19 protein-coding genes and 2 pseudogenes are annotated in these 20,591 nt (G+C 37.2%); 6 read left to right on the top strand and 15 right to left on the bottom strand.

All coding sequences use genetic code 11. The annotated features are described in order from the left end of the window. Window position 1: 1 nt before the first annotated feature. From P7D84_RS04385 to P7D84_RS04350, 8 genes and pseudogenes are all read right to left on the bottom strand, one after another. The gene (locus P7D84_RS04385) at window positions 2-703 is read right to left on the bottom strand and encodes a TVP38/TMEM64 family protein (protein ID WP_311805205.1); all 702 of its coding nucleotides are present in this window, start codon (window positions 701-703) and stop codon (window positions 2-4) included. A gap of 442 nt (window positions 704-1,145) precedes the next feature. After that, a complete protein-coding gene (locus tag P7D84_RS04380) occupies window positions 1,146-1,487 on the bottom strand; it encodes a metal-sulfur cluster assembly factor (RefSeq protein WP_137603288.1) in 342 nt (113 codons plus the stop codon). A 160-nt stretch (window positions 1,488-1,647) separates the two neighbouring features. After that, window positions 1,648-2,676, bottom strand: coding sequence for a D-alanine--(R)-lactate ligase (vanA, locus tag P7D84_RS04375; RefSeq protein WP_311805204.1), 1,029 nt, complete (start codon window positions 2,674-2,676; stop codon window positions 1,648-1,650). A gap of 38 nt (window positions 2,677-2,714) precedes the next feature. Continuing rightward, a pseudogene (locus tag P7D84_RS04370) lies at window positions 2,715-3,290 on the bottom strand (M15 family metallopeptidase); the annotation flags it as partial. 129 nt (window positions 3,291-3,419) lie between these two features. Beyond that, window positions 3,420-3,749, bottom strand: a pseudogene (locus tag P7D84_RS04365) (VanZ family protein); the annotation flags it as partial. 155 nt (window positions 3,750-3,904) lie between these two features. Next, entirely contained in the window at window positions 3,905-5,272 is a 1,368-nt protein-coding gene (locus tag P7D84_RS04360) for a sensor histidine kinase (protein ID WP_311805202.1), read from the bottom strand. Continuing rightward, window positions 5,269-5,931, bottom strand: coding sequence for a response regulator transcription factor (locus tag P7D84_RS04355; protein ID WP_311805200.1), 663 nt, complete (start codon window positions 5,929-5,931; stop codon window positions 5,269-5,271). Before P7D84_RS04355 ends, P7D84_RS04360 begins: the two co-directional genes overlap by 4 nt. A 178-nt stretch (window positions 5,932-6,109) precedes the next feature. Then, window positions 6,110-7,009 carry a YitT family protein gene (locus tag P7D84_RS04350; protein ID WP_311805198.1) on the bottom strand — a complete coding sequence of 300 codons (900 nt, stop codon included), beginning with the start codon at window positions 7,007-7,009 and terminating at the stop codon, window positions 6,110-6,112. Between the two features lie 147 nt (window positions 7,010-7,156). On the opposite strand from P7D84_RS04350, the gene P7D84_RS04345 reads away from it, so the two are divergent. Beyond that, window positions 7,157-7,648 (top strand): YajQ family cyclic di-GMP-binding protein, encoded by a 492-nt coding sequence (locus P7D84_RS04345; protein WP_311805196.1) that lies wholly within the window; start codon window positions 7,157-7,159, stop codon window positions 7,646-7,648. Between the two features lie 165 nt (window positions 7,649-7,813). On the opposite strand, the gene P7D84_RS04340 is transcribed toward P7D84_RS04345, so the two are convergent. Together P7D84_RS04340 and P7D84_RS04335 are read right to left on the bottom strand one after the other, a co-directional pair. Further along, window positions 7,814-10,156, bottom strand: coding sequence for an ATP-dependent DNA helicase (locus P7D84_RS04340; protein ID WP_311805194.1), 2,343 nt, complete (start codon window positions 10,154-10,156; stop codon window positions 7,814-7,816). An 88-nt stretch (window positions 10,157-10,244) separates the two neighbouring features. Beyond that, entirely contained in the window at window positions 10,245-10,616 is a 372-nt protein-coding gene (locus P7D84_RS04335; RefSeq protein ID WP_311805192.1) for a phage holin family protein, read from the bottom strand. 274 nt (window positions 10,617-10,890) lie between these two features. On the opposite strand from P7D84_RS04335, the gene P7D84_RS04330 reads away from it, so the two are divergent. From P7D84_RS04330 to P7D84_RS04315, 4 genes are all read left to right on the top strand, one after another. Next, window positions 10,891-11,517 carry an MBL fold metallo-hydrolase gene (locus tag P7D84_RS04330; protein ID WP_137603296.1) on the top strand — a complete coding sequence of 209 codons (627 nt, stop codon included), beginning with the start codon at window positions 10,891-10,893 and terminating at the stop codon, window positions 11,515-11,517. Window positions 11,518-11,541: 24 nt separating this feature from the next. Then, window positions 11,542-12,246, top strand: a complete 705-nt coding sequence (locus P7D84_RS04325; RefSeq protein WP_311805190.1) for a histidine phosphatase family protein — start codon at window positions 11,542-11,544, stop codon at window positions 12,244-12,246. A 124-nt stretch (window positions 12,247-12,370) separates the two neighbouring features. Beyond that, window positions 12,371-13,204 carry an undecaprenyl-diphosphate phosphatase gene (locus tag P7D84_RS04320; protein ID WP_311805188.1) on the top strand — a complete coding sequence of 278 codons (834 nt, stop codon included), beginning with the start codon at window positions 12,371-12,373 and terminating at the stop codon, window positions 13,202-13,204. 270 nt (window positions 13,205-13,474) lie between these two features. Then, window positions 13,475-15,358 (top strand): heavy metal translocating P-type ATPase, encoded by a 1,884-nt coding sequence (locus P7D84_RS04315; protein WP_311805186.1) that lies wholly within the window; start codon window positions 13,475-13,477, stop codon window positions 15,356-15,358. A gap of 51 nt (window positions 15,359-15,409) precedes the next feature. Here P7D84_RS04315 and P7D84_RS04310 read toward each other — a convergent pair whose 3' ends face one another. Together P7D84_RS04310 and P7D84_RS04305 are read right to left on the bottom strand one after the other, a co-directional pair. Further along, a complete protein-coding gene (locus P7D84_RS04310; RefSeq protein ID WP_311805184.1) occupies window positions 15,410-16,033 on the bottom strand; it encodes a DUF47 domain-containing protein in 624 nt (207 codons plus the stop codon). A 17-nt stretch (window positions 16,034-16,050) separates the two neighbouring features. Next, on the bottom strand, window positions 16,051-17,085 hold the full coding sequence (locus P7D84_RS04305) for an inorganic phosphate transporter (protein ID WP_311805382.1): 1,035 nt from the start codon (window positions 17,083-17,085) through the stop codon (window positions 16,051-16,053). A 194-nt stretch (window positions 17,086-17,279) separates the two neighbouring features. Between P7D84_RS04305 and rpsT the strand changes: the two genes are divergently transcribed. Continuing rightward, the gene (gene rpsT, locus P7D84_RS04300; RefSeq protein WP_137603301.1) at window positions 17,280-17,534 is read left to right on the top strand and encodes a 30S ribosomal protein S20; all 255 of its coding nucleotides are present in this window, start codon (window positions 17,280-17,282) and stop codon (window positions 17,532-17,534) included. A 46-nt stretch (window positions 17,535-17,580) separates the two neighbouring features. On the opposite strand, the gene gltA is transcribed toward rpsT, so the two are convergent. Genes gltA through P7D84_RS04285 form a run of 3 tightly spaced genes read right to left on the bottom strand, consistent with a single transcriptional unit; the run spans window position 17,581 to window position 20,301 of the window. Beyond that, window positions 17,581-18,993 carry an NADPH-dependent glutamate synthase gene (gene gltA, locus P7D84_RS04295; protein ID WP_311805182.1) on the bottom strand — a complete coding sequence of 471 codons (1,413 nt, stop codon included), beginning with the start codon at window positions 18,991-18,993 and terminating at the stop codon, window positions 17,581-17,583. Continuing rightward, entirely contained in the window at window positions 18,986-19,822 is an 837-nt protein-coding gene (locus tag P7D84_RS04290; protein ID WP_311805180.1) for a sulfide/dihydroorotate dehydrogenase-like FAD/NAD-binding protein, read from the bottom strand. The genes gltA and P7D84_RS04290 overlap by 8 nt, the downstream gene beginning before the upstream one ends. 29 nt (window positions 19,823-19,851) lie before the next feature. After that, the gene (locus tag P7D84_RS04285) at window positions 19,852-20,301 is read right to left on the bottom strand and encodes a flavodoxin (RefSeq protein ID WP_137603304.1); all 450 of its coding nucleotides are present in this window, start codon (window positions 20,299-20,301) and stop codon (window positions 19,852-19,854) included. Between the last annotated feature and the right edge of the window lie 290 nt (window positions 20,302-20,591).

The raw sequence follows: 20,591 nt of genomic DNA, 5'->3' as shown, positions 1-20,591 counted from the left end.
TTTAATGATGTGTGATCTTTTTAGATCGTTCTTTGTATAATTTTCGAAGCAAAACGATTAATGCTGATAAAGCAAATAACACCAACAGTGCCGTTACCACCATCTGAGCGCCTCCTGTCAGCATGCCGCCAACATAAGAGTAAATGATCGTTGCCGGTAACTGCCCCAACCCAGTTGCTACTAAGAAGCTGCCAAATGACATCGATGTTAAACCAGCCGCATAACTGACAATATCAAAAGACATAAATGGCAATAGTCGTGCAATCAAGATACTCAATCGACCATACTTTTCAAAAAAATCATCGATTTGTTGTAAACCAGTCTTACTTGTTAATTTTTCAACTACATCCCGTCCTAAGATTCGCGCAATAAAAAAACATAATGCTGCTCCTGCCATCGCACTGACCCAAGATAAAATTGCGCCTTGCCACCAACCAAATAAATTCGCATTAGCAAATGTGATTAAAAATGCTGGCAGCGGTGCTGCAACTGATTGAAAAATCATCAAGAAAAAGGATACTAAAGCAGCGTATGCACCGTAAGACGCAACAAATCGGCGTATTATTTCAAAATCTCCACTAGCAAACATCTTTATAATCGTGTGAGTTCCCTCGTGTACTGAAGGAACAAACAGATACAACACAAGTAAAACTAAAATGATCCCTAACAACATACCTTTTTTACTTAAATTTTGTTTTTTCATTCGTTTTTTCCTCATCTTCTTTCTCAGTGCTAACAAAGCACCTATGATCAGTTGTTCACGTGAATTTCTAGCCACAACAAAAAAACATACCTTATCGGGTATGCCTTCTCCAAAAAATGATCTTTAATCAAATACTTAAAAACCAGTTAAAATAGGTGAAGGAATGCTTTTCGTGATTTTTTGCTTAGAAACTCTAAGAATTCGTGATAGCCCAAATCAACGACGACTTCTAATAAACATTCCCTCACCTCCAAAATTCCTATTTATTCGAACTAAGTATAGTGAAATAAAATACAAATTACAATGAAAATTTGAGTTTTTTTATAAAAAGAACCTTCAAGAAAGCTTTAAATTCAGCTTCTTTCTCCTCTATCAAGCAAAAAAGCTTAGTGAGTTTTTACTCACTAAGCTTTTTCTATTTTGCATTATTGATCAATGATCTCTATCTGATACCAAGTGCAATCCGTGCATAACGGCTCATCTTATCTGTCGTCCATGCTGGATACCAAACGAGTTTCACTTCAACATTGGTTACTTCTGGAATCTCAGCTAATGCTGATTGGATGTTGTCAGTCAAAATATCCGCTAACGGACAACCCATAGTGGTCAAAGTCATCTTGATCACAGTGTTACCAGTTTGTTCAAATTCTACTTCATATATTAAGCCAAGATTCACGATATCAATACCTAATTCTGGGTCAATTACTGACTCCAAAGCAGTCAAAATCGTTTCTTTGATTTCAGCTACTTCTGTATCGGTCCATTTTGGTGCATTCTCTTCCACTTGATCCACTCCCTTTCGAGTTTCAACAGTATTTTACTCTATCTGCAAACATTTGTAAATGATAATTAGCTTTTGAATCCACTCGTTAACTTCACTGATTTGGTCTTTCGCAGTTCCCAAAGTATCGGTCTTCTCTCATGGGAAAAAGCTGCTGACCTGGTTATTTTTCTAAGGCAAGGGTGATACTTTTTTCAATTAATTGAGAAATAGATATTCCTGCTGCTTTCATCATTCTAGGATAACGACTATAGGAAGTGAATCCCGGCATTGTATTGATCTCATTGATCACCAATCGTCCATCGTCTGTTAAGAACAAATCGATACGCGCAAGTCCGATACAGCCTAAACAGTTATAGATATTTTTTGCTGTTTGCTGAATTTCTCTTTGTTTTTCCAAAGGCAAAGCTGCAGGTACGGTGAAAAAGGAGTTTTCTGACCCTTTATCGGGATCTTTTTCTTGATGAATCTTAAAAAAACCATGACTTAATGTAATTTGATCGACCTCTCCAGTAAACAATTGCGTGTAATTTCCTAATACTGCACAACCTACCTCGATCCCTGAAACGGCTTCTTCAATCAAGATTTTTTGATCGTAATTTCTAGCAATCTCAATAGCTTGGTGTAATTCTGATTTTCGAGATACTTTGGTGATGCCAAACGATGAACCAGACCGAGCAGGTTTGACAAAAACTGGATAAGTTAATGATTGATCAGTGATTTGTTCATCTTGTTGTAAGATTAAAAAATTTGGTGTATGAAATCCAGCATCTCTAGTAATGAGATAAGTCAGTGCTTTGTCCATGCACAAAACAGAACTTGGAATGTCACAGCCTACATAAGGAATCCCTGACAATTCAAACAAACCTTGGATAGTCCCGTCTTCCCCGGTTTTTCCATGTAATACTGAAAAAACTACATCGATATGGATTATTTGATAGTTTCCATTCGTTAAAAGCACTAGCCCATGAATCATTTGATCTGGCACTAAAACTATCGTAGGCAGCTCTGCTGGATTTAAAAACTCTTCAGGCTCTACACACCTTTTCCATTGACCGTCTGTTGTAATGCCTACATAAATTGGTTGATATTTTGCTACATCGATATTGGCAGCAATTTCTTTTGCTGATTTGATTGAAACTTCATGTTCTTCTGACATGCCTCCAAATAAAATAGCAATCGTTTTTTTCATCTAAATCCTTCTTTCAATTTTTTTGATAGTTTTTCTTGTTATCCCAACACGTATTCTTCTAAGCACAAGCCTTGTGCAGAAATTTTTGTTGCCGCATCAATCCCGACGTAGCGATAATGCCACGGTTCGTTAATGACACCAGTTATCGCTGTTTTATCAACTGGATAACGATTGATAAAACCAAACTTATGCGCATGTTGCTTCAACCAGTTATACACTTCAGTCGAAGAAGAGTGAAATTTATCTTCATTGATATCTACCGCGATTCCTAATTGATGTTCACTAGTCCCCGGTACGGCCACCCACTGCTCAGCTTTTTCTTTTGCTTGTTTTTCAGAATATCCCTCGGCCAGATAGGCTGATTTTTTTTCATCTAATATTTTTTGTTGTTCTTTTGCACTGCGATAACCAGAAACAACAATAGGATAAACGCCCTCCTTTCTAGCCGCATCAAACATTTTTTGTAAAGGTGAGTAAATCCTTTGATCGATCATTTGTCCATTTGAAAGTTTTTTGAGAGTCACCTCGTAATTTTTAGGAATCGGATGTGATTGATTGACTAACAAAAGCTCCCAATCTTGATTATTTTCTATTTCTGATTGAGCTTCGGCAGTAAATGCACCAAAAGACGTCTGGTGAATTATGTGGGAAAAAGTAAGATACAGCCCTAGACTCAATACTAAAACTAGGCTAGTCATGATCTGGTAATTCTTTTGTCGAAAAAAGGTTGTTAGAAGTAAAAATCCCCCGACTCCCAGACCGCTTCCGATACTTGCCGTAATCAAATCGTCTATATCTGCAGTTCCTTTAGCCAAAATAAACTGAATAAATTCGATACTTAGACTTACCCAAAAAGCTCTCAGCAAAATCACCCAAAGTTGACGCGAGCCAGAATATAAACCAGTTAGGATGTAGCCAAGCGGCAGAAATAAAAATATATTTTCAAGCCATTCAAATCCGTTACTAAAACTTCCATTATTTGAAAAAGGAATAACATTAATACTTCGTCCGCCCAGATTCTCTGTTTGACTGATGATCGCTCCAATGACTATTGATAAGTAAACGAGTAGCAAACCAACTAGAACTACTTATCTATACTTTCTTTCCTTCATACTATCTCCTCCATAAGGCAATGAATTTCTTTTACCATTGCAGTATGTCAGATCAATCTGTAAACAAACTGGATACTATCTGTAGTTTCCCTGTAGACAAAAAAGAACAACAGTGGTCAACTGTTGTTCTTGCTTGCTTCTTCTTTTGGGAAATCTACGTAAAATCGAACACCTTCTGAAGTATTTTCTAATGAAAAAGAGAGCTTCATCTCTTGTAATAATTTTTGGACAATCGTCAGTCCCAAACCACTACGTGTGTTCTTATCAGTCCGTGCTTTATCGACTTTGTAAAATGGGTCAAAAATTTTTGTAAGTGTCTCTGGTGCAATAGCTGATTTTGTATTTAAGATATTTAGTCGACAGCTACCACTTTGTTCTTCTGTCCAAATACGGATTAACGCTTCTTCTGGCGAATTTTGTACAGCATTTGCTAACACATTTGACAAGATCTTCTTTAAACTATTCTGATCACAAAAAACAACGATGTCAGCGGGAATAGTTACTTCTATTCGTTGGTTTGCCGCAGTAATCTGTGACTGATAAGAACGAAGTATCGCTTCAATGATTTCCCGTAACTTTACCTTTTCAAAAGTAAAAAGTACTTTTCCTTCATTCAATTTGACGATCTCTAAAATTTCAGAGACTAACTCACTTTGTTTGTCCATCAGATCTAAACATTCTCGTAAATATTTTGGATGATTCTTGTAATCACCAATGTTTGCTAGCATCCCTTCTAATAAAATACTAGTAGCTGCTATCGGAGTTTTTAATTCGTGGGACGCCGCTGAAAAGAAATACCGCTGATTTGCTTCAATTTCTTGTTCTCTTAAAATCTCATCTTGCTGATGAGCGATGGTCTTTTTTAGTTTGCGATACATCAAATGAACGTCTCGCGATAAGTCCCCTAACTCATCTTTTCGCTCTGAAAAACGTGGCTGGACTTCTTGGAGATCTGCCATATTTTTTGTATCTTTTGCTAAACTTTTTATGGGATCAACCAGCTGTCTAGTAAAAAGATACCCGATTACTAGGCATAGACTGACTATAAATAAAAAAATAAGCAAGGCACGCAGAATCATCTCATGATAAAATTTTGTCAGTGTCGGTCTGGTCAGCGCGATGATTGAATAACCCGTCGTCTCATCTTTATCTACTACAAAGAAAAAATCTCTTTGTGTACTCAATGATTGTTCTTCCGCTTTTGGAGTTGAAAATAGCGTTTCTCCATTTTTATCAGTGATCATAAATTCAAATGACCGATTCTTTTGGTAAAAATCCTGAGCAGTTTGTGAAATCGTCTCAAACTGACCATCTTTTACTTTATGTACCAATGGTTGATAGGATTCATAAATAGATCGCCGCTCTACAGATTTATAAAGCGTTGAAAATTGATTAAAAAATAATCCTGCAGTTATTAACACTAAAAACAACATGGCAATAATCGTGTAACTAAAGATTTTAAGAAAGATGCCGTATTTTCTCATACCGGCTCCTCCAAATAATACCCTATCCCTCGGACTGTTTTTATCATTTTTTCTGGTAATTTTCGCCGCAGATTTTTGATATGAGTATGAATCGTACCCTCATCCCCGTTAAAATCATAGCCCCAGATTCGAGACAAAATGATTTCATGGGAAAGTGTCTGACCCTTATTCTGAGCCAACAACATCAAGATTTCAAATTCTTTTACCGTTAATCTCAACTCTTCTTCTGCATAAATGGCTTTAAAACTTTCAGGAAAAAGTGTCAATTTCCCTATATGAATCACTTTTTCTAAACTACCTGAACGTCTTAACAACGCCTCAACTCTTTTTAGCAATACTTGAATTCTAAAAGGTTTGGTTACATAATCATCGGCTTTTTCATCAAAAGCTTTGATCTCATTTTCATCACCAGAAAGAGCAGTCATCATCAAAATCGGTGTATTATTTAATTTGCGAAATTCACGCAACAACTGATATCCATCCATACCAGGCAATAAGATATCGAGAATAACCAATTGATACGTTTGCTCATAAAATTTTTCATGTGCAACATTTCCATCAGAGCATGCATCTACTTCATATCCTGCTTCAATCAAAAAAGCTTTTACTGTGTTACGGATCGTTTCATCGTCTTCTACAAGTAAAATTCGTATAACCATACTGTTTATCCCTCCAAAAGAAGTTTATACCAGAAATCTGTAGTTTATCTGTATTGTTATTAATTTCCTACGCAGTACAAGTCTAGCTTTTTCCCTACAAAATTCATTTCATTGATTATACTAAAAAATAGGTAATCTGAAGTATTTCAGATTACCTATTTTTTCTAATCTTGAATCTTTATTTATCAATTTGCGATTTTTTTAATAATTGTTGTTCGTCTTGTGTTAAAAAGCTTCCTACAACAGAATCAGTTGCTACGATATTGGTAAATGAATTTGGATCTACATCTGCTACGACTTGTTTTAAAGTGTATAGTTCATAGCGCGTAAACACAATCATGATGACTTCCCGCTCACTAGAACTAAATCCCCCACGAGCTGGGATTACCGTCAAACCTCGAAGCAATTCACTACTTAAAACTGCACGCATCTCACTGCTTTTACTAGTACTGATAAATGCTGTCATTTTTTGGTGACTCGTATGGACATAATCGACTACTGTACTCATCGTAAAAATCGTGATAATCGTATATAAGGCACTTTCCCAAGCAAAGAAAAATCCTGCTACGATTACGATTACACCATTTAACAACATCATATAATTTCCAACAGTTCGTCCAGTTGTTTTAGATAACAACAAAGAAACAATATCTAAACCGCCAGTGGTGAATCCAAATTTCAATGAAAACCCTGCCCCAATTCCAAGCAAGACCCCACCAGTGATGGTATTCATCAATACATTGTCCGTCACTTGACCAACAGGCACTAATGTCGTGAAAAAGGACATCGAAATCACATTAGCAAAACTTAGAATCATCGCAGATTTTCCTAATTTAATAAAACCTAAAATAAATACTGGAACATTCAGAAGAAAAATCAAGATCCCGGTATCAATCGATAAACCAGTAGTAGATAATAAATGTTCCGCAATTTGGGCAATCCCGGTCATTCCTGCTGAAAATACATTTGCTGGGATCAAAAAATAATTTAATCCGACTGCACCAGTCAAACCGGTAAATAAAATGACAAAGATTTTTTTCGCTAAATCTTTTGATGTATAATTGATAACCTTCCGCATCTGATAATCCTCCTTTAATTCAAACCTATAATAGAGTAACAGGTTCTTTCATTATTAATCAATCGTTTTCAACAACTTATTGGAGAATAATCATAACTTTCTTAGCATTTTTTGATAAACTATAAGAAAAGAATTAGGAGGACAACTATGGCTAAAGATGCAAGCTTCGATATTGTTTCAGAATTAAACAAAGAAGAGGTCAAAAACGGGATTCAAATCGCCTTGAAAGAATTAAAAAATCGGTTTGATTTTAAAGGAAGCCCATTTGAAATCAAACTAGAAGCAAATCAATTAGTAATCAAAGCAGAAGATGACTACAAATTAGAACAAGTCAAAGACGTACTGTTCAGCAAATTGATCAAACGCGGAGTTCCGTTAAAAAACATTCAATTTTCGTCTTCTAAACACGCCTTAGGTGGCAATGCACGCCAAAGTGCTGAACTTGTCAATGGTATCGATAAAGACAGCGCAAAAAAAATTACCACAGCAATCAAAAACAGCAAAATAAAAGTCAAAGCTCAAATTCAAGATGATCAACTGCGAATCACTGGAAAAAGTCGAGATGATCTACAAAAAGTTATCTCATTAGTAAAAGAACTTGAACTACCTATAGACGTACAATTTAGCAATTTTCGTTAAAGTCGACAACATAAGTCGACTTTTTTGTTGGTGATCTCTAGCTAGTGAAGTTGAGAATCAAATGTTTTTATATATTTTGTTTGCGATATTTATAGCTCTTTATTTACAAAAATACCAACCATTAAAAGTTAGAAGTTTAATCTAGCCTTTAATAGTTGGTTCTTTTTATCTATTATTCTGCCAAAAATCGTTGGCTGTTTTGTTAATATCTTCTGAATTATAAACAACTTTACGATCTGACCAGTTAATTGGTAATAAGTTTTGATAATGCGGATTTGTATAACGCTGATCTAATAATAAAATGATTCCTCGATCTGACATCGTACGAATAACGCGCCCAGCAGCTTGTATGACTTTATTCATCCCTGGCAACTGATAAGCATAACTAAATCCTTGATTTTGTTTTTCATCGTAATACTCTTTGATCAACTCTTGTTCATGGTTAATTTGCGGCAAGCCCACTCCAACTACGATTGTACCAATCAAACGGTCACCAACCAAATCGATCCCTTCAGAAAATATTCCGCCTAATACACAAAAACCAATCATCGTTTTTTCAGGTCGCTCATCAAAGGATGCTAAAAATGCTTCTCTTTCTACTTCACTCAACTTTGTGCCTTGAATTTGAATCGTAACTTCTGGGTAAACTTCATGAAAATAAGCTGCCACTTGATCAAGATACTGAAAAGAAGGGAAGAAAACGAGATAATTACCTGTTTTGCTCCTCACCAATGCCTCAATCGATGAAACGATTTTAGGAATACTTTGTGTTCTTTTTTGATAAGTTGTTTGAATGCTTGCATCTACCATCACTAGACGATTTTCTGCAGGGAATGGATTAGGTAACCGATAACTGAGACTTTCCTCACCACCACCTAAGACTTCTTGATAATAATCTAAGGGAGAAAAACTAGCCGAAAATAAAATGCTGCTACCGACTTTCTCCATTGTTTGCTCCAAAAACCAAGACGGATCAATACAAAATTCTTTAACAATCAAATCATAACGTTTGTGCTCTACCGTTGTTTGATAATGATCATCATAATATTCACTCATTCTTGTAAATCGTAAAATCTCAAAATAAATCGGCAGCATCTTTTGTTGGACTGGATGATCTGGATATTCTGCTAACCACTCTTTAATTTGTTCTTGTAATTTAAAAAGACTATTAACAAGGCTATCTGGCGCCGTTTGTTGGTGGTGATATGCTTTTCCATCTAAAGATTGTAAAATTAATTCGAACTCATTATCGACTTTTTTAAAAGCTTTAATTAGTTTTCTAAAAGCTTTATCTAAGTCTTTTTGAATTCTTGCGATAGTTTCTCGTGAAATACTCGCCGAATACATTTCTTTTGAACGATTGACCAAATTGTGAGCTTCATCAACTAAAACTAAATTTGTTTTATCTTCTTCTTCAAAAAAACGACGTAAATAGACTGTCGGATCAAATAAATAATTGTAGTCACCGATGACCAGATCACAAAAACGACTCACATCTAAAGAGAGTTCAAATGGACAAAGCTCGTGTTTTTGTGCGTATTTTTCAATAACCGGTCTTGTGTATTGATCCTCGTTATTCAACATGTCCCACAAGCCATCATTGACTCGATCATAGTAGCCTTTCGCAAATGGACAATGTTCAGGTGTACAATTTCGTTCAGTTAAAAAACAAATTTTGTCTTTTGCTGTGATTGTAACGCTTTTAATGCGCGCTCCTTTTTTCGTAAGTTTCGTCACTGTTTCCTCAGCGACTTGACGAGTAATCGTTTTGGCGGTCAAATAAAAAATACGTTCTCCCAACTCTTCTCCCATGGCTTTGAATGTCGGAAAAAGTGTCGACATCGTCTTTCCCGTGCCCGTTGGTGCTTCAACAAATAGTTTCTGCTGAGCATGAATAGTCTTATAAACCGCAGCAGCTAATTCTCTTTGTCCCGCACGATAACTATCAAATGGAAAGGTTAATGATTTTAATGAATCATTTCGTGTTTTACGCCATTGTATTTGGAAGACCAGCCAATTTTCGTAACGTTCGATTAAGTTATTAAAAAAATCAGTCAATTCGACAAAGGTAAATACCCGAATTTCTCGAGTGATTTTTTCTTCAGTTGTTTGGAAATATGTCAATCGTGTGCTGATTTCGGTTAATTCTTCTTGTTCACTATAAATATAAGCGTAAACCATGGCTTGATAAAAGTATAGGTTGATGATTCCTGGCTCTAGTTCCTCAAAAGGTGTCTCTGACGTTTTAATTTCATCAATAAATACTTGATCCTCTTTGCGATAAATTCCATCTGCACGTCCTTCGATTTGGACCGTGGTTTCTGCAATTTCAAGTACTTTTTTTAACCAAACTTCTTTTTGATAGTCAGGACCTGCTTCTTTTTGCAGTTTCCGATGAATTCTGGCACCTTCTTGTGGTGTGTGATTGCTGCTTTTTCCTTCGTTGATACTACCACTTCGTAAGATAAATTCGACCAGTTCACGAATCGCCAATTTCTTTACTGCCATGTTGTCCCCTCATTCTCTGTTTCAATCTTATATTTTTTCAAGAGCATTGTTGTTCCACCATAGAAGAAATTCTCTTTTCCGTCAAGTTTTATTCGTCTTTCTCCTGCTTGAAGATTTGCTGTAGAAACCTTTGAAAAATTTCTGTTTTAAGTCCCATTTTTTCATAATTTTCTAAGATCGAATGCAGTTCCATCAAAAGAAAGGATAGATAAAAAGCATACAATAATAAACTGCCTGCTTGTAATGGAATTAGACTTGAAACTGGTAAGAAAAACAATAGCAGTAAAATACTGGCAATTTTTCGCAAAATCCCATTGATTCCAATTTTTGAAGAAATTTGTTTTGTCAACTTAGCAGCGATCAATCCAGTCAACAAATCTAACAACATTGCGGCTGAGATCAACGCCAACACAAAAAGGAGCTTAGGTTCTTTTTCTATCATTTTTATCCAGTCTGTCATTTTGATTCCTCCAATATTTTTTGGTTTTCTATCTCTTCACTATTTTTATAAAGAGTCCACTGTTTCTTCCTTTATAACTATTAACGAAAGTTTTTAGGAAAATGCGTACATGAAAAGCAAAATCATTCGTAGAAGTCACAATTTTTTTCCTTTTAAGGTATAATAAAGAAGGACTTTGCAATGCTGATTTTTACTGATTAAAAGCTTTTGCTCTGTCAGTAAGTATAAATCGACTCAGAAAAATTTATTTATTAGTCTTTTAGGGAGGAAAATAATGATTCAAATCGAAGGCTTTGTTACTGGAATCGCGCAAGAAAATTGCTATTTGATTCATAATGAACACTATTTGCTCATCGTCGATCCAGGTTCGGAAGGCGATCGATTAAGTCAAGAAATCACTCGAATTGGTAAAACACCCTGTGGGATTCTTTTGACTCATACTCATTTTGACCATATCGGTGCAGTTGAGCAATTACGAAATACCTATAATATCCCCGTTTACGTTAGTCCATTAGAACAAAAATGGCTAGGAGATCCTATTTTGAATCTCTCTGGTTTAGGACGACACGACGACATGCCTGATTTGATTGTTCAACCAGCCGAACATGAATTTGAATTGAAAGAGTACACAATCGGGGGGATGACTTTCCAAGTTGTACCGACACCGGGACATTCAATCGGCAGTGTCAGTTTTATTTTCGATGATTTTGTCGTTGTTGGTGATGCATTATTCAAAGGAAGCATCGGCCGGACAGATCTTCATACCGGTGATTTGCAACAATTGTTATACAGTATCAAAAACTATCTTTTCACCTTGCCTCGTGAATTGCCGGCTTATCCCGGCCATGGCGAAGCAACAACAATCGGTCATGAGATTGATACAAATCCATTCTTTAATTAATCAACTTTATTGGAGGTTTTAAATATGGCAGAGACAAATCTTTATATTGTTCGACACGGTAAAACAATGTTCAATACACTTGCTCGGGTACAAGGCTGGTGTGACACCCCATTGACAAAAACAGGGCGTGAAGGTATCCATTACGTTGGCCTAGGCTTGCAAGATACTAAGTTTGAAGAAGCCTATTCGAGTGATTCTGGTCGAGCGATTGAAACGATGCGGATTCTTTTGAGTGAACATCCTGAAGGCAAAGACATCCCTTATCATGTAGATCCGCGTATTCGTGAATGGTGTTTTGGTTCTTTAGAAGGCGCATATGATGCGGAGATGTGGGGGGTATTGCCGCGAGTATTAAACTTCAAAACAGAAGATGATCTATTTGCGACTGATGTTACCTTTGAAGAGATTGCTCACGCAGTCGAAGGTGCTGATACAGCCAACTGGGCAGAACCTTATGCACAATTAAGAGATCGTGTTTGGAATGGGTTTGAAGACATCGCTCAAAATCGTGAAAAACAAGGCGGCGGAAACGTCCTGATTGTTTCTCATGGATTGACGATTGCCTTTCTACTTAGTTTGATTGATTCTAATCAACCGGTGCGAGCAAACTTATTAAATGGCAGTATCAATCGTTTAGCCTACAAAGATGGTGAATTTTCAATCCGGGCAATCAATGATATCAGCTACATGGAACGCGGCAAAACGATTTCTGATCATACCGATGCTTAGAACCTTAACTGTCAGCTTTTGCTGACAGTTTTTTTCTTATAAAAAGCTTAGCCTTTTTTCGATGGTCTTTTCAAAGATGAAACGGTATACTGATTATTGTTATTAATTTGAAAGGACGTACATTATGCTTATTGCCAATATTTTTAAAGCAATTATTTTAGGGATTGTCGAAGGTATTACCGAATGGCTGCCGATTTCTTCTACAGGACATTTAATCTTAGCTGATGAATTTATCAAATTAAATATGAGTTCAGCTTTTATTGAGATGTTTAATGTAGTAATTCAACTAGGAGCGATCTTAGCCGTTGTGGTGCTTTATTTTACTAAATTGAATCCCTTTGCTCCTAGTAAGACCACTGCAGAAAAAAACGATACATGGACATTGTGGTTTAAAGTAATCATTGCTTGCTTGCCTGCAGCGGTGATTGGATTACCATTAGATGACTTTTTAGAGGCCCATTTCCATAAATTTTTACCGGTAGCAATTATGTTGATTGTCTATGGGATCGCATTTATCGTAGTGGAGCGACAAAATAAAACAAAGAATCCCAAGTGCACCAGCTTAAATGACTTCACTTATAAAGCCGCATTGATTGTTGGTGCTTTTCAGCTACTTTCACTGATTCCTGGAACATCTCGCTCAGGTGCAACGATTCTTGGTGCAATTATTATCGGCTGTTCACGTTATGTTGCGACAGAATTCTCATTTTTCCTCGGAATCCCAGTCATGTTTGGTGCTAGCGGTTTGAAAATCGTCAAATTTTTACTGAAAGGAAATTCTTTTGGTATTTCTGAGATTATTGTTCTTTTAATCGGTATGGTAACTGCCTTTATTGTTTCAATTATCGCGATTAAATTCTTATTAAACTACATCAAGCGAAACGATTTTACAGTCTTTGGCTGGTATCGAATCGTCTTAGGAATCATTTTGATCGGTTATTGGCTGATCGCTATGTAAGATCTGCAATTTTGCAGATCTTTTTTTTATATAAATCTAACGATAATTATTCTAAACAATATTTTCCATTCTGTTTTAATAAAACTTTTGTAATCCCTATATTTATTAAAACAAATACAAATGATAGTCATTCTCAATACTAATTGATAATTACTTTCGTTCTCAATTAGCTTATTTTATTATCATTTACTTTATCTCCTATGATATGATGAATTTGAAAGAACTTCTAGTTTGTACAAATTCTTATACTATTAGAAAGGAGAATGTACGATGAGTAAAGAAGAAAAAAAAGCTTTTTTCTCTACCCTCTTCTGTTTATTATTTTTGATTGGCGGTAAACTTCTGATGGCCCTCTCACAACCGCTATATCCACTCTTGTTTGTTTTAGCAATTATTAGTGGCGGCTGGAAGCAAACCTTTGAAGGCATCAGCGAATTGATCAATGAGCGAACATTAAATGTCGATCTATTGATGGCTTTAGCTGCCATTGGCGCCTGTTTGATCGGTAATTGGTTTGAAGGTGCGATGCTGACTTTTATTTTTTGCCTAAGCGGTGCTTTAGAAGAATATGCGACCAATAAAAGTACAAAAGAAATCACTGCTTTGATGAATGTAGCTCCTAATGAAGCGTTGAAAATTTGTGGTGATGAACACGTTACTGTCCCAGTAGAAGAATTAAAATTGGGCGATTTAGTCTTTGTACCAAAAGGACAAGCAATCCCAATCGATGGCCGAATGCTGAACGCCTCTTTAATTGATGAATCAGCCATCTCTGGTGAATCAGTCCCTGTAGAAAAAAATATTGATGATGATGCTTTTAGCGGTACGATTAATTTAGGCCAAGCCTTTACCCTAGAAGTCACTAAGACTAGTGATAATACTTTATTTGCCCATATTCTACGACTCGTTGAACATGCCCAAAATGAGCAGAGTGCAACTGCTACATTTATTGAAAAAATCGAAAATGTTTATGTCAAAATTGTTTTATGTGCGGTTCCTTTAATGATCCTCTTTACTCATTTTTTAATCGGTTGGAGTTTTTCCGAAAGTTTTTATCGGGGTATGGTATTGCTAGTTGTCGCCTCCCCTTGTGCGTTAGTTGCATCGGCTACACCTGCAACATTAGCAGCAATATCCAATGGTGCTAAAAAAGGACTTCTGTTTAAGTCTGGAAAAACATTGGAAAAATTAGCTGATCTTCAGATCATCTCATTTGATAAAACAGGAACTTTGACCCAGGGCAAACCACGCGTGACTGATTATGAAAGTTTTTTTGATGATCCGATAATCCCACAGCTATTCTTTTCAATGGAAAGACAGTCGACTCATCCACTTGCAGTAGCGATCACGACGTTTTTTAATAATGAGAATACGTTGGAGCTTCAGGTAGAAGAAAAAGCTGGATTTGGCTTAGAAACAAAGCATATGAACCAAACATGGCGCTTAGGAAAACCTACTGAGAAACAAATGCATCCATTAATTGAACGGTGGCACAATGAAGGAAAAACCGTGGTTGTTCTTAGTCGAAATAATCAAATCGCTGCACTACTTGCTTTAATCGATTTACCTAAACCTCATACAAAAGAAGTTATCGAATACTTTCAAGAAGAAAATATCCAGACCATCATGCTCACAGGAGATAACTTTGGTGCAGCTAGTTATGTTGCTCAAGAGATTGGCTTAAATGATTTTCACAGCGGTTGTCTTCCTACCGATAAAACTACTTTAGTAAAAGAACAACAAAAGAAATACACGATCAATGCGATGGTCGGTGATGGGATCAACGATGCACCAGCTTTAGCAACCGCTAGTATCGGAATTGCAATGGGTGAAGGGACCGATGTTGCGATGGAAGTGGCCGATATGGTCCTGATGAAAAATGATCTGACTAAACTAACTTACAGTCATCGCTTAGCCAAAAAAATGAAACGAATCATTCGACAAAACATTGTATTTTCTCTAAGTGTGATCCTTTTACTGATTGCTAGTAATTTTCTTCAGTTTCTGACCCTACCACTTGGTGTGATTGGTCATGAAGGCAGCACCATCTTAGTCATCTTAAACGGCTTGCGCTTATTACTTCCATTAAAAGAATTAACTCGTTTTGATGAAACGCCCTGTGAGACTTGTCCTTTGTATAAAACAGCTCGTTGATCTTCTAAAATAGGCTGTAGCATAAAAGCTACAGCCTATTTTTATCTATTTCTATGAATTTTTGATAACTAATCCTTCGATGACATCAGCAGCAACTTCACAAGCATCCGTAATCTTCTCAAGGTGATTATAAATATCTCGCCATTTAATCACTTCAATTGGATCTTTCTCATTGGCAAATAGATCTTGGACAAGCGAACTATATAAACGATCCGCCTCTGATTCAGTCTTATTTACTTGCTCAATATATTGTTTCAATACTTTTGAATGTTTGAATTTTGCGAATTCTTTCGTTGCTTGGACCACATCTACGGTTGCAGTAACAACCAATTGTAGAAACTTATCGGTATTGGGACGAATTGTGTATACTAAAAGATTTTCAAATAAATAGGTCGTTGCATTTAATTCATCCAAAATATCATCTAAACAATTTGTGATCATCACGATATCTTCGCGATCGATTGGGGTAATAAACGCATCATAAAGTTCGGTCATGATCTCTTTTGAAATTCGATCACCATACCCTTCTAAGCGATGGATTTTTTCTGATTTATCAATAAATTTCTCTGTCGAGTAATCCAGGATCAGATCTAATAACAGTGTGGCCGACTCTGAAGAATACTGTGCCATTTTTTCTAACTTACCAAAATAATCAAATTGTTTTTTTCTAACCATTGTCTGAAATCCCCTTTTTAAAAAATTGCAACAAATACTTTAGCCATAATAAACGCGATCGCTCCGCAACCAGGAAAAGTCAATACCCAGGCACTGATCATTTCTTTTACGATACTCCAATCAACACTTGAAGGTCGTTTAGCAGCTCCAGCTCCCATAATCGCTGTTGTTTTGGTATGAGTAGTTGATACCGGAACACCAAAAATAGATGCTAGGAAAAGACAGATTGCTGCACTTAAATCCGCAGCAAATCCTTGATAACGTTCTAGTCTTACCATATCCATCCCTACTGATTTGATGATCTTCATTCCTCCTACAGATGTACCAAAGCCCATCGTCAACGAGCACAGTACCATTACCCACAGCGGGATAACAAAACCATTCCCTGTTTTCTCCGCTAAATTATTATAAAAAAGCCCAAGCATAAAAACACCCATAAATTTCTGCCCGTCTTGAGCTCCGTGTAAAAACGCATTCATTCCAGCGCTAACTGCTTGACCAACAGTGAATACATGATTGGCAATTCGTCTTGAGACTCCCTGAAAAATCAGTACAATCAACTTCGTCACTAGCCAACCGCCACCAAAACCCATGATAGTCGAAACTACTAGACCAACGATGACTTTCAGCCATTCTGTCCCGCTAACCGCTTCCAATCCACCCATCGCCATTGCTGAACCTGTCAATCCAGCGATCAATGCATGGGATTCGCTTGTCGGAATACCAAAATACCAGGCTGAAACCGCCCAAACAACGATCGAAAATAAAGAAGCTGCCAATGCAACTTGTGCGGCATTTCCTGCGCCTTCAAAAGTAACAATATTACTGATTGTCTCAGCAACTTGTGAATTAAAATAAGTCATGACCAACGCACCTAGAAAATTCATCCCAACAGCCATCCAAATAGCAATATTTGGTTTTAATACTCGTGTTGAAACCGCTGTAGCAATTGCATTCGGCGCATCCGTCCACCCATTAACAAAAACAACTCCCATAACCAACGTTATTGTAATAACCAAAGCAATACTCATACTGCACCACCCATTTTTTATTTCCCCAACAATCATAGCATAACCATAACCTCTCGTCCTTAAAAATCTTAATTTGTCTCTTTTTTCTATTTATTTTCTGTTAAGGAAAAAAACTTGTCACGATTTTATTGCATTAAAAAGCGGCTTTATGTATAATGAGTAATGTTGAATTGTACGGCTCTAGTCGTATAAGACTGAATTCGGAGGTGAAATCCATGCCAAACATTGAATCTGCAATCAAACGTGCACGCACTAGTGAAGCTGCTAACGCTAAAAACTCATCACAATTGAGCGCAATGCGTACTACTGTTAAGAAATTTGAAGAAGCTGCTGCTGCTGGCGCTGAAAATATGAACGACCTTTATAACGAAGCTGCTAAAGCAATCGATATGGCTGAATCAAAAGGTTTGATTCACAAAAACAAAGCAAATCGTGACAAAGCACGTCTTGCTAAAAAATTAGCTAAATAATAAAAACCGATCGTTTGATCGGTTTTTTTATTTGGCTTTTTAGTTACTATTTCACTGGTTCCTCTTGCTTTATTTTTTGGATGTATTGATCCATCTCCGTTGCTGCGATTTTCCCGGCACCCATGGCTAAAATAACAGTAGCCGCACCAGTCACAATATCTCCGCCAGCAAAGATCCCAGGAATCGAAGTTGCACAAGTCTCTTCATCGGCATCGATGTAGCCCCATTTATTCAATGCTAATTCAGGGAATGTATCTAGCAACACTTTATTAGCTCCTTGTCCAATCGCCTCAATCGCCGTATCTGCCTCGATGATAAATTCACTATCAGGGATTGTGATGGGGCGTCGACGACCAGACTCATCTGGTTCACCCAGCTCCATTTGAACACATTTTACAGCTGCTAATCGACCCGTCCCATCATTGATGTATTCAATCGGATTACTCAACCAATGATAGTCGATTCCTTCTTCAACTGAATGATGATATTCTTCTTGGCGTGCCGGCAGTTCTTCCAATGAGCGGCGATAAACAATCGATACTTTTTCAGCTCCTAAACGCTTTGCCGAGCGTGCCGCATCCATCGCAACATTTCCGCCGCCAATAACTACAACGTTTTTCGATTTTTGAACAGGTGTATCATATTTAGGAAATTGATACCCATGCATCAAATTGACTCGGGTCAAATATTCACTTGAAGAATACACTCCATTCAATGCCGTGCCTTTGATTCCTTGAAATTTCGGTGCACCCGCTCCGACAGAAAGATAACACGCATCAAAATCCGTCATTATCTCATCCATCGTTAGTGTTTTACCAACGACTACATTGGTTTCAATCTTTACACCTTGCGCTATGATCCGCTCAATTTCCTGCTTCACGATCCGCTTTGGTAAGCGAAATTCAGGGATTCCATAAGTCAAGACGCCGCCAGGAGCATGCAAAGCTTCATAAACTGTCACATCATATCCTAGTTTTGCTAAATCACCAGCTGCCGTTAATCCCGATGGGCCAGATCCAATTACAGCTACACGACCTTTTTCGCCGGAGACTTCATTGTATTCTACTGGTTGCTCCAAAGACCAATCAGCCACGAGACGTTCTAATTTTCCGATGGCTACCGGTTCAAATTTTTTCGAACGACCTAATCGGCAGACCATTTCACATTGTTTTTCCTGTGGACAGACCCGTCCACAAATAGCAGGTAAATTGGTGTAACGACTTAAAATTTCATACGCCATCGGCATATTATTTTCTTCAACTGCTTTAATAAATCCTGGAATGTCAATCATTACTGGACAATTTGTGATACACGGGGCATTTTTACATTGTAAACAGCGACTAGCCTCTAACTGCCCTTCAGCCAAGGTATATCCTAAAGCCACTTCTTTGAAATTTTGGTTGCGAATCTCTGGTGCTTGTTCTCTCATAGGGGTTTTGGTATAACTGCGTTTAGCCATTTGAAATCACCTGCTCTTCATACCTTTTGTTCGCCAGTAATTCTTCTGGCCGATATTGCTGCATCCGATTGACAAACTCATCCCAGTTGACTTCCTCACCTAAAAATTCTGGCCCGTCAACACAAGCAAATTTAATGGAATCAGCAACAGTTACTCGACAGCCGCCGCACATCCCTGTCCCATCAATCATGATTGGATTTAATGACACATAGATTGGCACTTTATATTTTTGCGCAGTCAATGTACAAAACTTCATCATGATACTCGGTCCAATCGCCCAAACCGTTGAAATTTTCTCGCGTTGAAAGACTTCTTCCATTGCATCCGTCACTAGTCCCTGCTTCCCGATGGAACCATCATCTGTCATCAAAATCAACTCATCGGAATACTGAGCACATTCTTCTTGAAGAATCAACAAGTTTTGGTTTTTGGCACCAAGAATAGTAATTACATGATTGCCAGCCTCTTTTAGTCCTTTGACGATTGGAAATAATGCAGCAATACCTACACCACCGCCAACTAAGAGAACGGTTCCATAATTTTCAATTTCCGTTGCCTTTCCTAATGGTCCGACAATATCTTTCAAGTATTCTCCAGTCGTCACAGTCGCAAGCTGAGCTGTTGATTTGCCGATTACTTGAAAAATCAATCGAATCCAACCTGCATGTTTATCCCTGTCAACAATAGTCAATGGGATTCGCTCGCCATATTCGTCAATCCTTAAGATCACAAATTGTCCCGGTTTTGCTTTACTAGCAATTCGTGGTGCATCAACTAAAATTTCATACTCAGTCGGCGCCAACTCCCTACGTTCTAATACTTTAAACAAACCCTCACTCCGTTCTTTTCTTGCACCCCTTACTCTGCTGCTGCCACTAACGCTTTTACAAAATCATTTAAAACTTCTTCATCTTCATCGTCTGCTTCATTTTCGATTTTTACTGTCTCGACAACTTTTTTTGCGCCCGTTTTCGCGAAGGCTTCATCAAATGCAATCGCTGCTTGACAGAAATAATCTGGATATAATTCACTGTCACCGCTTCCAACAACACCGTAAATTTTTCCTGAGAGATCTTCATCTGGCAACTCTTCATGCAAATCTTCCAAATCAAATGGCAGTTCGCCATCTCCATCAGTATACGTAGCTAAAACACAAATATCAGCATCTTCGTAAAAATCTGCTTCTGCGTCATCTGCTTCAACGCGTTCTACGTCAATTCCCATTTCGTCGAAAGCATCCTCTAAAATTTCAGAAATTCCTTCCGTATTTCCTGTGTTTGTGGCATAAACGATCTTTGCTAATGTCATTTTATTCATCCTTCCTATCGTCAGTTCGTTTATTTGTAATACTTATATAAAGCCAGCCAAGCCGACTATTATCAATTGAAAATGAATGAAGTTATTACTTTCGTCACAAAAAAATCTGACCTGTTCATTTGAAATTTATGAACAAAATATTTTGATTATCCAAATTTAAGTAGCAGATACCTTTGTTTTATCATACCTTAAAAAGGTGAATTATTAAACATTACGAAGATGATTTTAGCCAAAAAATTCAAAAAATCTCTTTTCACTCAGAATTTGTTACAGAGTTTCTT

This window comes from Enterococcus dongliensis, from assembly GCF_031927985.1.
Classification (GTDB): Bacteria; Bacillota; Bacilli; order Lactobacillales; family Enterococcaceae; genus Enterococcus_A; species Enterococcus_A dongliensis.
This window is presented reverse-complemented; position numbering and strand designations above follow the sequence as displayed.

Bases quoted from the DNA above. Each gene is read 5' to 3' on its own strand.
- P7D84_RS04385 (WP_311805205.1), bottom strand. From the start codon at position 703: ATGAAAAAACAAAATTTAAGTAAAAAAGGTATGTTGTTAGGGATCATT.
- vanA (WP_311805204.1), bottom strand. From the start codon at position 2,676: ATGAAAAAAACGATTGCTATTTTATTTGGAGGCATGTCAGAAGAACAT.
- P7D84_RS04360 (WP_311805202.1), bottom strand. From the start codon at position 5,272: ATGAGAAAATACGGCATCTTTCTTAAAATCTTTAGTTACACGATTATT.
- P7D84_RS04355 (WP_311805200.1), bottom strand. From the start codon at position 5,931: ATGGTTATACGAATTTTACTTGTAGAAGACGATGAAACGATCCGTAAC.
- P7D84_RS04350 (WP_311805198.1), bottom strand. From the start codon at position 7,009: ATGCGGAAGGTTATCAATTATACATCAAAAGATTTAGCGAAAAAAATC.
- P7D84_RS04345 (WP_311805196.1), top strand. From the start codon at position 7,157: ATGGCTAAAGATGCAAGCTTCGATATTGTTTCAGAATTAAACAAAGAA.
- P7D84_RS04340 (WP_311805194.1), bottom strand. From the start codon at position 10,156: ATGGCAGTAAAGAAATTGGCGATTCGTGAACTGGTCGAATTTATCTTA.
- P7D84_RS04335 (WP_311805192.1), bottom strand. From the start codon at position 10,616: ATGACAGACTGGATAAAAATGATAGAAAAAGAACCTAAGCTCCTTTTT.
- P7D84_RS04330 (WP_137603296.1), top strand. From the start codon at position 10,891: ATGATTCAAATCGAAGGCTTTGTTACTGGAATCGCGCAAGAAAATTGC.
- P7D84_RS04325 (WP_311805190.1), top strand. From the start codon at position 11,542: ATGGCAGAGACAAATCTTTATATTGTTCGACACGGTAAAACAATGTTC.
- P7D84_RS04320 (WP_311805188.1), top strand. From the start codon at position 12,371: ATGCTTATTGCCAATATTTTTAAAGCAATTATTTTAGGGATTGTCGAA.
- P7D84_RS04315 (WP_311805186.1), top strand. From the start codon at position 13,475: ATGAGTAAAGAAGAAAAAAAAGCTTTTTTCTCTACCCTCTTCTGTTTA.
- P7D84_RS04310 (WP_311805184.1), bottom strand. From the start codon at position 16,033: ATGGTTAGAAAAAAACAATTTGATTATTTTGGTAAGTTAGAAAAAATG.
- rpsT (WP_137603301.1), top strand. From the start codon at position 17,280: ATGCCAAACATTGAATCTGCAATCAAACGTGCACGCACTAGTGAAGCT.
- gltA (WP_311805182.1), bottom strand. From the start codon at position 18,993: ATGGCTAAACGCAGTTATACCAAAACCCCTATGAGAGAACAAGCACCA.
- P7D84_RS04285 (WP_137603304.1), bottom strand. From the start codon at position 20,301: ATGACATTAGCAAAGATCGTTTATGCCACAAACACAGGAAATACGGAA.